Annotated in this window: 17 protein-coding genes; 16 read left to right on the forward strand and 1 reads right to left on the reverse strand. The window is 49.3% G+C overall.

Annotated features, from left to right (window positions below; genetic code table 11):
* The first annotated feature begins 18 nt into the window (after window positions 1-18).
* From AC2FAJ_RS19945 to AC2FAJ_RS20010, 14 genes are all read left to right on the forward strand, one after another.
* Window positions 19-4,254, forward strand: coding sequence for a tail fiber domain-containing protein (locus tag AC2FAJ_RS19945; RefSeq protein ID WP_485454446.1), 4,236 nt, complete (start codon window positions 19-21; stop codon window positions 4,252-4,254).
* The gene (locus AC2FAJ_RS19950) at window positions 4,254-5,075 is read left to right on the forward strand and encodes a hypothetical protein (RefSeq protein WP_046622154.1); all 822 of its coding nucleotides are present in this window, start codon (window positions 4,254-4,256) and stop codon (window positions 5,073-5,075) included. Before AC2FAJ_RS19945 ends, AC2FAJ_RS19950 begins: the two co-directional genes overlap by 1 nt.
* Before the next feature lie 90 nt (window positions 5,076-5,165).
* Window positions 5,166-5,489 (forward strand): hypothetical protein, encoded by a 324-nt coding sequence (locus tag AC2FAJ_RS19955; protein ID WP_046622152.1) that lies wholly within the window; start codon window positions 5,166-5,168, stop codon window positions 5,487-5,489.
* A gap of 11 nt (window positions 5,490-5,500) precedes the next feature.
* Window positions 5,501-6,193 (forward strand): membrane protein, encoded by a 693-nt coding sequence (locus AC2FAJ_RS19960; RefSeq protein ID WP_046622150.1) that lies wholly within the window; start codon window positions 5,501-5,503, stop codon window positions 6,191-6,193.
* Window position 6,194: 1 nt separating this feature from the next.
* Window positions 6,195-6,446: a hypothetical protein gene (locus tag AC2FAJ_RS19965; protein ID WP_199160343.1), complete on the forward strand. Its 252-nt coding sequence runs from the start codon at window positions 6,195-6,197 to the stop codon at window positions 6,444-6,446.
* Window positions 6,447-6,836: 390 nt separating this feature from the next.
* On the forward strand, window positions 6,837-7,220 hold the full coding sequence (locus AC2FAJ_RS19970; RefSeq protein WP_058662226.1) for a hypothetical protein: 384 nt from the start codon (window positions 6,837-6,839) through the stop codon (window positions 7,218-7,220).
* Window positions 7,205-7,954 (forward strand): hypothetical protein, encoded by a 750-nt coding sequence (locus AC2FAJ_RS19975; protein ID WP_126511219.1) that lies wholly within the window; start codon window positions 7,205-7,207, stop codon window positions 7,952-7,954. Before AC2FAJ_RS19970 ends, AC2FAJ_RS19975 begins: the two co-directional genes overlap by 16 nt.
* A 195-nt stretch (window positions 7,955-8,149) precedes the next feature.
* Complete coding sequence (locus AC2FAJ_RS19980; RefSeq protein WP_199160384.1) at window positions 8,150-8,815, forward strand: AAA family ATPase; 666 nt, start codon at window positions 8,150-8,152, stop codon at window positions 8,813-8,815.
* Between the two features lie 5 nt (window positions 8,816-8,820).
* A complete protein-coding gene (locus AC2FAJ_RS19985; RefSeq protein WP_165592365.1) occupies window positions 8,821-9,174 on the forward strand; it encodes a hypothetical protein in 354 nt (117 codons plus the stop codon).
* A 4-nt stretch (window positions 9,175-9,178) separates the two neighbouring features.
* The gene (locus tag AC2FAJ_RS19990) at window positions 9,179-9,823 is read left to right on the forward strand and encodes a hypothetical protein (protein WP_199160383.1); all 645 of its coding nucleotides are present in this window, start codon (window positions 9,179-9,181) and stop codon (window positions 9,821-9,823) included.
* Entirely contained in the window at window positions 9,810-10,220 is a 411-nt protein-coding gene (locus AC2FAJ_RS19995; protein WP_059468723.1) for a hypothetical protein, read from the forward strand. Before AC2FAJ_RS19990 ends, AC2FAJ_RS19995 begins: the two co-directional genes overlap by 14 nt.
* A gap of 190 nt (window positions 10,221-10,410) precedes the next feature.
* Window positions 10,411-11,136, forward strand: coding sequence for a hypothetical protein (locus AC2FAJ_RS20000; RefSeq protein ID WP_059468722.1), 726 nt, complete (start codon window positions 10,411-10,413; stop codon window positions 11,134-11,136).
* A gap of 90 nt (window positions 11,137-11,226) precedes the next feature.
* Window positions 11,227-12,537, forward strand: a complete 1,311-nt coding sequence (locus AC2FAJ_RS20005; protein WP_485454447.1) for a DnaB-like helicase C-terminal domain-containing protein — start codon at window positions 11,227-11,229, stop codon at window positions 12,535-12,537.
* A gap of 158 nt (window positions 12,538-12,695) precedes the next feature.
* Entirely contained in the window at window positions 12,696-13,811 is a 1,116-nt protein-coding gene (locus AC2FAJ_RS20010) for a DNA primase (RefSeq protein WP_199160381.1), read from the forward strand.
* Window position 13,812: 1 nt separating this feature from the next.
* Here the strand turns inward: AC2FAJ_RS20010 and AC2FAJ_RS20015 are convergent, their stop codons facing one another.
* Entirely contained in the window at window positions 13,813-14,850 is a 1,038-nt protein-coding gene (locus AC2FAJ_RS20015) for a hypothetical protein (RefSeq protein WP_199160380.1), read from the reverse strand.
* A 181-nt stretch (window positions 14,851-15,031) separates the two neighbouring features.
* On the opposite strand from AC2FAJ_RS20015, the gene AC2FAJ_RS20020 reads away from it, so the two are divergent.
* Together AC2FAJ_RS20020 and AC2FAJ_RS20025 are read left to right on the forward strand one after the other, a co-directional pair.
* Window positions 15,032-15,826, forward strand: a complete 795-nt coding sequence (locus AC2FAJ_RS20020) for a hypothetical protein (protein ID WP_199160379.1) — start codon at window positions 15,032-15,034, stop codon at window positions 15,824-15,826.
* An 81-nt stretch (window positions 15,827-15,907) separates the two neighbouring features.
* The gene (locus AC2FAJ_RS20025) at window positions 15,908-16,384 is read left to right on the forward strand and encodes a hypothetical protein (protein ID WP_199160378.1); all 477 of its coding nucleotides are present in this window, start codon (window positions 15,908-15,910) and stop codon (window positions 16,382-16,384) included.
* The last annotated feature ends 34 nt before the right edge of the window (window positions 16,385-16,418 follow it).

The raw sequence follows: 16,418 nt of genomic DNA on the forward strand, positions 1-16,418 counted from the left end.
CACTTTCAAGGAGCGAATATGTGGTACAGGGAAGGTACTATCACATTTACAAAGGGAAGTGACACACTTGAGGGCACTGGTACGTTTTGGAACGTCACTGCCAATGGTGTATTGCCGGGTATGATTGTCATCGGACCCGATAACAGGCTATACGAAATTAAGCGTGTGCTAAATGACACCCGCCTGACACTCATGGAGCAGTACACTGGTGAGACCCAGAATGAGGTCCCATGCCGGATCATCACTACCTATGAAGGCGATCTGACCCAGTTCAGCGCCCGCTTTACAGCATTGATGACCCGAATGTCAGCCGACTCGAAGACAATGAGAAGCTGGTTAACTGCCATTGATGAAGTGACACTCGAACGCGAGGATGGTACTGAGGTAACGGTTAAATCGCTCACCCAAATCGTCGATGAGCACAATGCCAACCAGCAATGGTACAGGGACAATGCGGATGCAATCGATGCCGCGGGCGACAAAGCTAAACAGGCCGCCGCCAGCGCAGCGGCAGCTGCCAATAGCGCAAGCACTGCCGGAACAAAGGCGACTGAAGCCAGTAACAGTGCCGCAGCAGCAGCTGCATCCGAAGGCGTTGCCAGCGAAGCCGCTAAGAGTGCAAAGACCTCCGAAACGAATGCAGAAAGCCATAAAGAGACTGCTGTAGCTTCAGCTGCCACCGCAACGGAGAAAGCCGTCGAAGCAGGGGCATCTGCTTCGAGTGCCGCAGCGTCAAAAAATGCCGCGAAAGCTTCAGAAACTAACGCTGCTGGCAGTGCTGTCTCTGCTGCGGATTCCGCGACCGCAGCATCTAATTCCGCCGCAGCTGCTGAAGTTTCTGAGAGCAATGCCGCCGCATCAGAAAGCGCAGCAGCGGGCAGTGCAGCCGCCGCTCTTGCATCTCAGAACGCATCCAAAACATCTGAAACAAACGCGGCGCAGAGCGCCGATGGGTCGGCCACCAGCGCTGCCGCGGCTAAAGTGTCTGAGACCAACGCTGCCGCCTCGGAAACCGCCGCCTCCGCGAGCAAAGTGGCTGCCGGTTTAAGCGCTGACGCGGCGGCGGGAAGCGCCGCTACAGCTGGTGAGTATGCTGATGCGGCAGAGGCTAGCAAAGACGCGGCCGCATCAAGCGCTGGTGAGGCTAAGAAGTATGAATCAAGCGCAGCCGCATCAGCTACAACCGCAAGTGATTCTCTGGCAAGTGTTGAAGCAAATGCAGCAGAAGCCGCTGAGTCGGCCACACTCGCGACAGCAAAAGCGTCCGAGGCCTCGACTTCGGCGGCTGAGGCCAAAGCATCTCAAACGAAAGCGAAAGCATCTGAGGACAAGGCCTATGAATATGCGCAGAATGCGCAGTCCAGTGTCGCCAGTGTGAAATGGAAGGGTACATCCGCCGAACTTGACTTGACTTCTGAAACGCCCAAGTGGGTAAAAATCTCGCGTGCGCGTATGCCGCAAGCGACCAGCACTGTCTACATCGAAGTGATCGGTGGCGCTGGTTATGAGGCCGATAGCCCAGGCCAGGCGGCGATGGCTGATATTGTCCTGCGAACCGCGGACGATGATCCGCGAGGTCTCAATGCGGTTGCCTATTTAACGCAGGACTCCGCCGTAAATAGCTTAGCTACCGTGAATACCGACGAAGATAATTACGACATCTTCCTCCATGTGGGAGCGGGCGCTAAGAAGTTGATTGTTAACCTACAATTCTCCGGCGCCGCGGTAGAAACACTGGATGTAATCGAGTCGGTTGACTCGTTGCCGGAAGGTGCGGTCGAGGGAACGGTATATCACCGAGTACTTTCAGACATCAATGGCTCCATCTCTGGCTCTTTGGTTGGAAATGCCGCTACCGCCACGAAACTGCAAACTGCAAGAAAAATTGCAGGTGTAAATTTTGACGGTTCTTCCGACATTAGCATCAGTCCAGCCAACATAAATGCAGCAGCAGCGGTTAGCGGTTGGCTGAATAGTGGAAATGGTTCGCCTTTTACAACTGCCCAATTCGTAACATGGCTCAATGAACAAGGTGCTTTTGAATACAAATGTTGGATCGCCCGGTGCTCATGGGCATACGCGGGCAACAATTATATTGACGATACCGGATGCGGCAGGATTGATCTCTCTGGGTCAGTAATTGAAGTTTTTAGTAATGCAAATACAAGTAGCTACACAATACGTGTCACAACCCCCACAACCACAGGGCATGGGGGAATTACTAACGCCGAGTTTATATACATTAATAATGGTGATGGCTACGCGCCTGGTTGGCGACGTTTGTATAATACTCGCAATAAACCTACGCCTGCCGATATTGGCGCTCTTGCTTCAAACGCTAATGCCGTATCGGCGAGTAAGTTGCAGACACCGAGAACCATTAACAACGTCTCTTTCGATGGCACGGCAAACATCAGTATCCCGACACTAGTTTCTCGTGGCCGAGTTACGGCATTGGGTGCTAACACTCAGGGTGCAATGCCTGGCATCCAGATGTATGAAGCCTACAACAATGGTTACCCCGTAGCGTACGGGAATGTTGTTCACCTCAAAGGTTCGGCAGCTGCTGGCGAGGGAGAACTTTTAATTGGCTGGAGTGGTACGAGTGGTGCCCATGCTCCGGTTTATGTTCGTTCGCGCCGAGATTCAACGGATGCCAACTGGTCGGCTTGGGCGCAAATATATACCACTCTCAATAAGCCAACCCCTACGGACATCGGGGCGTTACCAATTGCGGGAGGGGCTTTAATAGGTGCATTAACAACACCAGGCATGTTAACAACGGGTGATATTACTTTTAGGAATCTCGTTAACAGGCATATCCGTTTTGAATACACTAAAAATGATGGGACTACAGCAGTAGACGGATACATCTTCAAAGATGGAGTGGATCATTCTTCACGACGCCAGGGTATCCGCATCAACTGTGGAACTCCTAATAAAGTCTCTGGCAATACTGCTTCTTCCGGAGATTTTGTATTCGGTGAAGATGGCGTATTTACCCTCCCTGGCGGCGGCACCATTAATCAAGATGGTTTGAACCAAAATGTATATTGCATGAGTGCATTGAGCACGACTGCAACAGGTTCAAAAAACTTCCTGAGGAAAATGCGTGGCGGCAATGCAGATACTATATGGCATGAAACTGTTCAGGGCGGCGTTTATCGTTTAGCAACTGGTAATACAGACTCACAGGAAGAACTGCAAATTTCAACAGCGCAATATGCACGTTTCCGTGGCGAGGTTCAGGTCTCGTCAGTTAAAGGCGATGGGGGTCAATTCAGAGCAGTAAGCGGGAATTTTGGTTTCATTATCAGGAATGACGGCGGAAACACCTACTTTCTTTTAACTCCTTCAGGTAATGCATATGGCGGATGGAATGGTCTTCGTCCGTTAACCATCAATAATGCTTCTGGACAAATGTCAGTATCCAATGGGCTGTCTGTTTCTGGTGGGGCTGTTATTAATGGTGCGCTTGGAATAGGCGTGGCTAACGGGTTAGGGGGAAACTCTATTGTTCTTGGCGATAATGATACCGGATTTAAGCAAAATGGGGATGGAGTTCTGGATGTATATGCTAACAGCGCTCATGTGTTTCGGTTTATAAATTCAACCTTACAAAGTAATAAACCTCTTTCTGTTTCTGGCGACATTACCTCCAGTGCATGGGTTTACGCCAACCGTTTTGCCATTAATAGTGGTTCCGGCTCGTGGATTAGTATGCGCGATCAGAACGTTATCTTTGGACGTAATGCTGTGGCGACAAGTTCAGCACAGGCGTTACTGAGACAAGATCATGCCGATCGTAAGTTTTTCGTCGGAGGTCTGGGTAACAGCCAGTTCGGTTTTTACATGATAAATAACTCGCGTACTGCAAATGGTACCGATGCTCAGGCATTTCTTCAAAGCGATGGGGTATGGTATTGCGGCGGTAATGGTAGTTTCAATGATGTTTATATCCGTTCTGACCGTAGAAGTAAGCGCAATATCCGTAGAATTGATAGTGCGCTCGACAAGCTGGAGCAGATTGAAGGTGTTCTTTATGAGATTAAAGTTTACGACCGATACGAGCAGTCTGGTGGTCTGATCGCGCAGGATGTTCAAAAGGTGCAGCCAGAACTGGTAACGGTTGACAAAAATGACCAATCTGGGGAAGAGCGTCTGCGTCTGAACTACAACGGCGTCATTGGGTTGTTGGTCGAAGCGGTAAAAGAGCTGCGCGATGAAATCCGTGAAATCAAGGAGAGCAGATAATGGCGATTGGATCAGGATGGGTCGGATCTTCCGCAGTGAATGAGACGGGGCAACGGTGGATGTCAGCTGCCGGTAGAGCTGTTCAGGTTAGTCCTCCTTTCTGGATAAAAACCTTGGTAGGCAAGTCCAGAGAGCAGGTTATTAATGTGTCAGCGAACAACAACTATTCTTGGTCTACTTTGGTGAGTCAGATCAAATCATTAGGGGTGAAGGACAACGCTTTCAGGGTCAATATCACCGGAACCATTGTGTCCAGTTCCACCGGTGCGCCATGTCTCAATTTTACAAGCGAGCTTGCCGGCTGCGCTTATATTTTGCTTGTGATTAACTCGGGACAAATGGTGCTGGGGCGCGGCGGAAATGGCGGCGGCGGCGGAAATGGTGATGCCAACATCGGTAAGCCTGGCGGTCCTGCAATCACCAATGCCATCGGAACTAAACTTCGCATACAAAATAACGGCATTATTGGAGGCGGTGGCGGTGGCGGTGGCGCTGTAGGGGCTGGTAATAATAAACCAACATATTCAGGCGGCGGCGGTGGGCGACCATTTGGTATCGGTGGTACAAAAACCTTCCCCAACGGTGGCGGCAACGGTAGCAATGCTTCGCTTACGGCACCAGGTGCAGGGTATACTTCCACAAGCCTTGGAACATCTATTGGCGGGAGAGGGGGGGACTTGGGTTCTGCTGGTGCTACTGCTTCGCATTCTGGAGGTGGGAAAAATATCACTCCGTATGCAGGTGGGGCTGGTGGTGCTGCTGTTAATGGTAATGCCCCAACGTGGGTGACCGTCGGCACTATTTATGGAACTCGTGTTTAAACTTGATAATAAGTAAGTGCTTACCTACTAAAATATTTGATAATGTGTTATAAACCTGCCATCCCGATTTGACTTTTCATGGAGGAAATAATGTCGAACGAGATGGCAGGCGTAACGCCAGAGCAGGTAGAGCGCATTGCCGCGATTGTCGCCCGCGAGGTAGTCGGCAAATTGGGCAAAGAACTGCGCGAGGAGATTGGTCAGGAAGTTAACGATCAGCTTAAGACCTACTTTGGCGATATGACCCCGGCACAACACAGCATCCAGCATTCAAATCTGGACAAACTTCTTAATCGGCTCGACTCCATTTCCAGCGGGTTTTTTGGCGGCATTGTCTCAAAGATTACGTCGTTCCTGATTACCGTACTGCTGTTGGGGCTGGCCGCTTACGGCGTTAAAAATGGACTGCAATAAGGAGATCAAGGATGAAAACTCCAAGAGGTATTCGCAACAACAACCCTGGCAATCTTGATAAAGGTTCGCCGTGGCAGGGCTTAGTCGACAACCCTTCAGAACCGCGCTTCTGCACTTTCAAAGATCCCGTATGGGGGATTCGGGCATTGGCAGTTACGCTCATCACCTACCATGACAAACGTCGAGCCAAAGACGGCTCAAGCATCGACACGATCCGCGAAGTTATTGAGCGCTGGGCGCCTCCGCATGAGAACAACACTTTGGCTTATGTGAATGAGGTGGCCAAAGCTGTTGGTGTCACGCCGGACATGGTCATCGATTTACATGACTACGAGACCCTAAGACCGCTAGTAGAGGCGATCATCAGACACGAAAATGGACGAGGTCCGCTGAAAACACCAAATACCTGGTACGCATCCGAACTTATCGAAGAAGGTCTGCGACGTGCCGGCATCGTCAAACCGATAAAGACTGTAAAAGCTGTTCCCGTTACCAAAGAGACTGCCGGTGCGACCGTTACGGCAGGTATTGGCCTGGCGCAGCTGGCCGATGTTATGCCACAGGTATCGGTGGCAATGGACAAGGCACAGGGCCACATTACCAGCGGTGACACAATCCGCATCGTCTTCGGGATCGCAACTATCGTCGTGGCCGGCTTCATTGCCTGGTCGCAGGTTAGAAAGCATCAGAAAGGAATCGTCTGATATGTTCGGCAGCCTATTTTCGAAGCTAAAGATTGCTCTGATTACCGCGGCTGCCGTTCTTTTAGTGCTTGTAGGCGCGTATACGATGGGTGGTCGTGCGGCGCGGCAAGCAATGGAAGAAAAGGCGCGGCAAGACGACAGAAAACGGCTTCAGAACACAGTGGATATGAAAAATGAAACGATTAATGAAGTCAGGGCTAAGGATGCTTCTGCCATTCATCGCGAGCTTAGCGATAAGTGGATGCGTGATTAAACCCCAGACCGTGGGGGTACAATTCTGCGATGCCGCAAATCCTATCTATATGAGTAGAGAGGATTTTATGACCGAGGAAACAGAGCGACAGCTGCTTATCCACAATACGATAGGTGAAAGGTTGTGTAAGTGGGAGCACCGGAGCTGAGTCGATGATTTATGGGCGCCAGAAATTATGTGGCGCCCCCAATTTACCTTTTATCCTAAAGGTGGCATGTTCACCCGCATACACGCCTGTTCACGAAACCTCATGTTGAACCATTTAGCAATTTGATGTAGATTTATTAGGCATCCACGTAAGTGGGACACATACAAGCTACGCATACTCGTAGCCTTTAACCCCAGAAGGGGTGCCGCAATGACACTTGTGTTAACGGCTAAGGTGGACACATGCTGAACGAGAAACGTTCTATACAAACTATTCGCGATTGCACGAGTATTATCGAGACTCATGTGCTGCATCAGCACAAGCTCGAAGTACGTAAGCTCAATAACGACGCTATTGAACCTGAAGACTCACGCTTCATCGTTACCTTCAAAGACGATGTCGAGCGCGCTGGTGCAAGCGTGAAACCGTTGGCTGAAGCAATTTACCTGAATGGTCGTGTTCGTTTTGTAGTGAAGCCAGCCAAACAGTACCCTGAGCTGTCTCGTTTTATCGAGGCTTTTTCGGAGGTTATTGAACATTCTATTCGCCGCTTCTTGCGTAATCATGGTAGCATTGTCAGTACGGTTAAGGCTGATGACTCTGCTACAAGATGGCTCCTACACTAGATACCGCATATTCAAAAGATCTAAGCGAGTTTCCTCATCAAGGGGAGACTCGCGTTGCTCGTTTTGGCTTTCTCATTAACGAAGCCTCCCTCTATAAAATCTCAGAAATTGAAATCATCGAGCCAGAAGATGACATTTGCCTGTATGTCTCTATGGAGCGTGTCGGCGCGCGCGACCAGGGCGACCTGAGTGAATTTATCTTAGATCGAGCTGATGAAGATGCCCCTGAAGAAGAGATCATCAAAGAGGCGCTCCAGTCCGGACTGCTGGACGAAAGCAAAAACACGATCGCCGGCAGGATAGCTCTGCGTGGATATAGTTTTGTTGAAGACGGCAACGAGATCGACTGTTACCAGGTAGCAGGGGTCGAAACCGTCAGAGCGCTTCGTCAGCGAGGATTGTGTCACCGTACCTATCTTTTCCTTCTTCATTGGTACGAACATTTGGTCTGCGACGATAAACAAACCATTCCTGGCGCTAAGATCTGGGCTGGCCCTCTCATGCGTACCGGCGATGTGCGTATATACAATGCCAAAACAGAAACGTTCGAGGACGTGCTGGGTGAATACGGCATGGGAAAGAACACGGGTTTTTTGCCTTGGAATCGTGGGTTACTGCTCGATCCCGAACTCAGTTCATGGCTGCCTAACAAAGTTCAGGTCAATGTACAGAAGTTCATTGTTCTAATCATCTCTCGTTGCTCAAGAGCACCTGTCGGCCTATACACTAAATAAACAGTCAGGCGGCTGTGTGCCGCCTTCTCGCCAAAAGTTGTTTACCTCTTCTCATTCTTTATCTCAAGACCCCCTCTATCTCGATAATACCTACCATTTCACCTTTACACCGCAGCCGTAGGCATTTAGGCTATATCGCATATAAGAAAACAAGTTGTTTCATACGACAATAATTCACGCAAAGGGAACTATTCAATGACCAAGATCATTGTGGTTGGCGGCACGAAGGGTGGCCCGGGTAAATCGACCCTTGCCCAGCAAATAGCGGTTTGCCTGAAAGTAAAAAAGAAAAAGAAAACCCAAATTACCGACATCGACATCCAGCGCACCACTACCAGCTGGTGCGAAGACCGTCGACAGAATGAAGATCTCGATCTCATTCCTTTCGCTTACGTTCAGGAAGACGTCGTTAAGCATCTCAAATCGCTTCAGGGGCGCTTCGATTACGTGGTTGTAGACGCAGGGGGCTTCGACTCCGAAATCCAGCGACAAGCTATGCTGATGGCTGATGTTATCGTCATACCGCTGCGCCCTAAACGTCGTGACCTGAAATCGCTGCGCGACATCGACCCGATTATCGACAATGTACGCAATGTGAATGAGAAGGTGAAAATACGTGCCGTTATCAACCAGTGCCCGTCACTACCTTCCCAGGTGTCGCGTATTCTGGCCGCCAAAGAAATCGTTGAGACGTTTGGTATCGAAGCTGCACCGGTCAATTTGTACAACCGTAACGTTTACGATGATGCAGAAGAGGCTGGTCGCTCTATCTTTGAAATGACTGGCGCCGAACGCGACAAGAAGGCAGAAGCCGAGTTTGAACAGTTTGTTGATTATATCTTGAGTCTGGAGGAAGAGTAATGTCCATGAAGATGGGAGACCTTGCTAAGCGCAAAGAACCGGATGCTCCGGCCAAAAACAGCACGCCGTTGCGCCAGCCAGTCAGACCACAGGGCCGCCCGACTCGTGGGAAAGAGAAAATAAAGAGCCGTACCATGTCGCTGGAGGACGAATATTTCGATCTGCTGGAGATGATGAAATTCATCCCTCGCTTTGAGAAGTTCACCCGTTCTGACGTGATTCGTGCAGCCATTTACCATCTGGCAGAGAAGTCGCCGCAGGAAATCGAGGACATTGTGAAACTGAACGAGGCGATCACCGCTGCTGACGTCACGATGCGTACCGACGAAATCAAGCGCGAGCTGATGAAGAAAGGTTAATATAATGAAATTCCTGAATAGACATTTCGGATGGTTCGTAGGTCTAATGTTAGCCATTATAGCCGCCGTGATCTTTGGAAAGGTTATGGGGTTGTTGGGAATTTCAAACCAAGGTGTCATTTCTGTTATTGGCTCAATGATTGGTATGGTATGTAGTTTCTTGTATCGTAATACATTGAATTATATAAAATCAGAAGAGTACAGAATAAAATTACAAGAGATAAAAGCAAAGCATGAAGACAATTTAAAGAAAGAGCAAGAGCTTTTGAAAAGGAAAACTATTTCCGAGCTTTATCTTTTATACGAGAAAAAAACCTTCCTTAAGGTTAAGTTTTTATCGGTGCTGATGATTTTCCTCGGTGCTTCAGTGGGTTACTTTTGGGGCTTTAGCCCCATTGTAACTATTATCGGGATTGTGGTCTTTGTTTTACTTGAACTGAAAGAGCGCGTTCTGACATATCGTATTTCCAAAGGGTTTTACGGCAACAATAGTACAGAGGCCATACAGCTTTTAAAGTTTATCGAGAATAATATCGACAAGATCGATGATGGTGGCAGCGGCAGAAGGCGTAAAATATTTAATACCCCTGCCTCGGAAGAAATTCCAGGGGAAGAGTTGGGAAAGGGGGTTTTAGATGCCAGATCATGATTTCTTAAGCCGGAATTTAAATCGGGCAATAGATATTCTTTTTTTGGGGTATCCGCTTAGAACAGCTTTTGGAATAATAATTGGTGCTTTGTTTTGGGTTATTCTTCACATTTTAACCCCTTTCCTGTACGCCAAAGGTTTTGTTGTAGACTGGGTATACAACACTGGTTGTTTTGTCCTTGGCGTCTTGGTTATGAATGTGAAAACCATTATTGAGGCATTCAATGGTGATGCGATCAGCGAGAGTTACGGCAATGCTTTGAGAAACATTGATAAGCGACAGGATTTATCGGAGACTCAAAAAAGTTTCTACCGCAATCAGTTGCTGAATCAACACATTTCTAGTCTCACAGAAAAGCAGATGCAAGAAGTTGAACAAAGAGTTATCGAAAAATAGATAAAGGATTTTTATAACCTGCTTCTGTATATAAATACTTAGTTACTTATTATTATTTATACAGAAGCAGGTCTTTACTCAGCTGGCTTCCCAGACACATTCCCTTCAGTTGCCACTTCCAAAAGCTGTCTCCAGTCGTTATGATTCGTTCACTCAGATAAGTAAGTAACTACCTACCATAGCGAATCACATGAGCCAGATTTTCTTCAACACTATCGACAACGACCAGTACGCCTTCATGAAGGAGTGGGACACCGCTGTCATGGACAAGTGGGTGGCCGAAAACATCGGTCTTTCGCGCTGTAAGGATGAGGCCGAGTTGTATGACTCCAAGTGGTTCGACTACCGCGATATGCACCCGCTAATGGCGACATGTTTGTTCACCGAAGCATACAAGCGGCAGTACTCCTACATCATGCTGTCGCATGGACGTGAACACTTCGAGACAGCACCGTTTACAACTGGCCTGAAGCGTTTGCCATATCAGGAGCTATCCACAGCCAATAAGACCTCTCTCTGGAAAGCCAGGCAGTTCGCAGATCGTTATTGCTGCTCTTATGACTACTTCATCTCCACCGTTCTCTCCGCAGCTGCACGCCGGTTATGGGACAAATTACCTCGCCCACAACATCTCTGGCAGCCAGAGCTAATCGAGATATTCGAAGAGAAGTTAGCTAAACGCGCTGTAACCCGTCTGGATGACTCTCTGGTGAGTTTTAAGCATATGGGAGACATGCAGCAGGACCCGATTCAGGAAAGCTATTTTGAGTGGGTTCTGGAGCGTTTACGTGGCATCACCCGGGATAAGCGCATACGCATAATTTTTTCTGCCATCTGGCTCATGGAAGTTGTGCCTGAGCGAGTTATCTACGCCCACTTTCCGGAAGAACTGGAAGAAGCGCGGCGTTTCTGTTGATCCCCTATCTGGCTTTTTTAGCATTAGAAAACAATTTGTTTAAGAACTAAAGGAAAGCACATGACCGAACTTTGCCACACAGGACGAGGGTTGTCAGAAGAGTTCGATGACGACTTCCAGAACCGGCTCGCAGCCTATTTCTGTCGCGACCATGAGTTTCTAACTCGTGCAGGCGATTTGGTTGCACCTAACCAGTTCTCCAACGCTGCTAATGCCCTGCTGGTTAATATGGTGTCTGGCTATTACAGAATGTACAAAAGCGCACCTTCGTCGTCGGCCATCCTCGATATGCTCAAACGCGCCAAACGCGATAAGACGATCCGCGAAGAGCTGTTCCCCGATGTTGTTGAGGCGTTTAAGCGGATTCTCGCTGAGAAGCTGTCAGACACGGCGTACATGGTCGACCAGGTCGCAACGTTCGCCAAAAGCGTGGCGTTCGACGACGCGCTAATCAAAGCGGCTGAGATGAAGGAGAAGGGCGATTTCCAGGGCGCGATGGCAATCATGGCCAAAGTCCAGCAAATCGGCTCTAACGAAGCGACCGGCATCTACGATTACTTCTCTGAGTCAGCAGAGCGTTACAAGACGCGTGAGTACGAGGCATCCGACGATTACGTGCCAAACAGCATCACAACGGGTCTCCCCCTGCTCGATAAACTGCTTTACCAGAAAGGCTGGGCCAAGCGTGAAATGGTGCTGTTCATGGGCTTCGCGAAGTCTGGTAAATCGACGGCGATGGGTGAGTTCTCTGTCAACGCCACGCTTGCCGGTTACAACGTCCTGTATCTGTCGCTGGAAGTTCACACCTCCATTCTGTCAGATCGCTTTGACGCCCGTCTGTCTGAGACTGAAATGTCTAAGCTGGTGGAGCGCCGCGACGACGTCCATCGCAAACTTGCAGAGCTTGGCGCGACGAAAGGCGTGGGGAGCTTGTGGATTGTTGAACGACCGTCCGGAAGCATGTCGCCCGCAGATCTGGATCGTATGTTGGGCAGCATGAAAGCCAATGGCATGATCCCCGACATGGTCGTGGTCGACTACGCCGACCTGATGCGTGCCAGCTACGACCTCCGCGACGATCGCGCCAACATTCGCAGCATCTACACTGACCTGCGTGCGCTGTACGACAAACACAACGTTGCCGGCATCACTGCATCGCAGACTAACAGGGAAGGTGGTGCTTCAGAGGTGGCCACAATGATGCACGCAGCGGACAACATCGAGAAGGTGCGTATAGCTGACCTCGTTATCACGATCAACAAAACGGAAGAGGAAGAAGCGAAAGGCGAAGCGCGTCTGTACTTCGCTGGTTCACGTAACCAGAAAGGCGGCGTAAGCATCCGCGTTAAGCAGAACCTCGAACAAATGCGATTCATCGAACGCATTATGGACGTCCTCTAAAAAAGAAGGCGTGGGGAAACGCTCTCCACGCCGGTCTCCATAAGAGAACAAATTTTCTCTTTTGCCAAAGCCACAAAAGAAAAAAACACATGAGCCTTTATGGTATTCAAATGCCGAGGCTTATCAAGATATTACCTGTAAATAGTAGGGTTAAGAACGTGAGCGACTTGAAAGAATTACTGACCGAGCTGGATTTTGAGCAATGGCTCGATATGGAAGGAATCATCTACCGTCGTGGTGGCGTCAGTACTCGTGGCCGTGAGGTGAATATCAAGGAGTGCCCGGTATGCGGCAGCTCAAACTGGAAGGTTTATTTCAACCTGACCAATGGCGTCGGCAAATGCTTTGCTGGTGATCATCCCGAAGAGGTTCAGTTCAACAAGCTGGTTTTCCTCAAGCACTACAGCGGCAAATCCCGTCGCGATTTTGAAGAGTACGTTCAGAACGCGCTGATCTCACAAGGATGGGCGCCGAAAAAGGAAGAGGTCGTGCTGGTCAGCAAGGTTGAACTCGAAGGGCCAGTAGCTCTCCCGCGCCATTACGAACTCCCCATTGACGGTCGCCTTCCTGATTATCTGGTGGAGCGCCAGATTTCCCCGGAGCTGGCCAAATACTTTGATCTGCGTTACTGCGTCGAAGGCAAGCACGCATACGTCGATCCGTACACAGACCAGGTCAAAGGGCAGGTGTTTGATATGCGTATCCTGATACCGGTTTACGATCTGGATGGCGTGATGAAGACCTTCCAGGGGCGTGACATTACCGGTGCAGCAGAACGTCGTTACCTCTTCCCCATGCAGCTGCCGGCGTCGGGTAAGTTTCTCTACAACGGCCACAACGCAGTCGGAAAACAAACGGTCGTTGTGTGTGAAGGGGCATTTGACGTAATGGGCGTGAAGCGAGCCGTTTTCGACGAAGAGACGCTGCGGGATTACGTAGAGCCAATTGGCACGTTCGGGATGCACTTGTCCGGAAATATGAATGAGGACGCTGAAGATCAGTTGGGTGCGTTCCTGACGCTCAAGGCGCGTGGATTACGCAACATCATCATGATGTGGGATAGCGAGAAGCAAGCGATCCGCAACACCATGTCGGCGGCCAAACGTCTCGCCAGCATCGGACTAAATGTCAAAGTGGCCTGTCTGGGCGAGGAAGGTCTCGACCCTGGCGACGCGACGCCAGAGCAGATCCTCAAAGCCTACTATCGTGCAAAGCCCTACACCAAACAGCTTGAGCTGCAAAGTAAGGTGCTGGGTATCAAGGCTCTGGTGTAAATTAATTCGAAGCGGTCAGACGACGGAGAACATGGGAGCAGATGTCGTCAATCGCTTGGATAAACTCTACCGAGTTAAACGAGCCATCATCGTTCGGTATTAAGCTTTTAGGGTCGAAATTTTTCCAACCATCACTTTCGCTATAGGTAAAGCTCTTTGAGTCGATATGCGAAAATACCTCGATAGTGCTATATGGTTCGCCATCCATCCCTTCACCCGTACGAGCACTAATGTAGAATGGCGCAATAATGTCTGACATAGCTCCCTCGTTTTTCACGATTCGAACTCTGAGACCACCAGCTTCTAATTTTTGCCGAATGGAAGTTCGGCAAAATTCATCAAAAAATTCATTACCTTCGATGATAATAACATCATAGCGTTGTTTGGAATCAATGCCCAAAACACTAGGTAAAAAATCATTACTATGGAAGAGATGCCCTAAAAGGGACTTTAACTCTTCAGTAAAGTTGAATATCCGATTCTTTTCTGGATGAGTGTTGATAACCTCATAAATGAGACCTGAAGCGATGAGTTTGTTGAGCGATCGTAGATTTAGTCCATTTTTTTGGGAGGTGAGATCTACTTGCGCGGCTGCCGCTGATTTAAAGCCTCTGATGTGCGAGTTTGTCGTAATGTAGAGCTTGCGAGCATACTCAATATCGAAGCAGGTTAGCTCGCTCAATGTATGGATGAAAAACATTTTTTCATCGTCGCTAAGACTGCTTCGAGCCAGACTGACCGTTAGGCGGATATAGTATTCAGTTTTTTTATCTTCATCATCAAGCACCAGCTTTTTGACCAACGCTGAGAAATGTTCTCTGGATATATCAACCTCATCTTCGCAGATTTCACCTATTCCCATTATGTAGCGATTGAATCGGTCACGGCACATTTCAGCGTTTATCTCTGAAAACAGCTTAAACATTTGCTCTGCCGCCTGTATGTGAGGCCCTGCAATTGGCACCATTTTGGCAAACTCCAAAAAAGCATCTTTCAATCCCTTTCGGTGTTGCGTCACACCTTTAGATAACGTTGTCATAGTCGTAAGCCTAGTAGGACTTCATGATTTAATTCTTTGAAATCATATAAAAATGCCCCGAAGGCGACAACGGCCAGGTCAGTGTACTTATCCATTAAATGAAACCATGCCGCCAATGATAAGTAGATACATACTTATTTTTCTGTAAGAATATGCGCGACGAAGGAATTGAGGAACCTTTATGAAAGCAGATATTCAGAAGTCCGTTACCGAAATCATCGACAAATCAGGCGTAGAAATTGATACAGAAGAGCGCCAGAACATTATCGATGAGGCGCTCCAAACTGCGCTGGAACACATCGCCACGTCTGTGAGTACCGCCCCTCTTGGGGAAGGCTCGAAATACATGCGGGTCTGGGTTCGTTTTGGAGAGTCCCCAGAGCTGCCTGGTGTTAAGCAGAAACGCGCGGCACTCGTCACGTTCACTCGCGAGATGAAAGATGCAACGATAGAAGTACGCGCCGGTGCATGGTACGACGGCCGCGTTGTCTACACCAATCAGGCGGTGTGTGATGAAGGTGAACGGTTTGAGGATATTGTCGACGCGACTCTTCGCGCAATCAAAGGTAGAGCCGGTGTAGATGATGACCCGTCCATCGCGGCGTTCCTGAGCATTGTCGAACTGCCTGAAGTTACTGAACGCGTTACCGATCTGACAACCCCACCTGGTTTGCTGGAGTTGGTGGTCAGTGGCGATACCAAAAAAGCCGTTGAGCGCATTCGAGAGGTGGAATACGGCATCATCTGCGATATGTGCCGCAGCGACTTAGACCTTGTGCGCATCATTGTCGATGCGGGTCAGGCATGTGACGGTGTGCTCGCCAGTTTTGCTGGGCAGGTGGCACGCCTGGCCAACGAGCTGCCGATGATTAAACAGGAGGCAAAATCCTACGCCGCCCACCATGCCAACGATTTACTGGAGCCATACCGGTTCGAAGCCGCTCAGGACAAAATGACCGGCTGGGCGACCTGGTAAGCCTCGATAAACCATTTAGCCCCCTGGTGGGGCTTTTTAAAACTGTGCTCAATAAGTAAGTACACGACTACGGTTAGAAGCATGTCCACAAGAACAGATTTGTCGAAAATCCCGTCTATCTCCGGAAACAACGGTTATTCGCTGCGCTGCCCAGAAGTGAAGATCAACGGCCATGAGGCCCATTGCAGCTATACAGTCTGCCAGCACACCATCCTCGCCTACAAAGAGAAGCGTCTCCCGGCTACATCGTTCCAGTCCTGCGCTGCGGCCATTGCTGCTGGAAAATGCCAGGCGCTGAAGATGATGGTCGAAGAGATCCGCAAAGGTGAACAGCTCTACTTCATCGATATGACTGCGTTTATCAAAGAAGTGGAAGAGCAAAACGACCACGCCAGAACGCTTACCCGTAAGCGCAACACCATGACGATTAACAGTCTGGTTAAACGCACGAAGAAAACAGAACCAGCCAAACCCGAAACCACGTCCACCGATTCACTGGCGCCCGTCACTGATGTGTACGCGGCACTCATTGAAGAAGCAACCAAAGAAAACACATGAAAACTCCCGAGCGACCGATGGAGGTTAAACACTA

The organism is Enterobacter cloacae complex sp. 385G4, assembly GCF_057320665.1.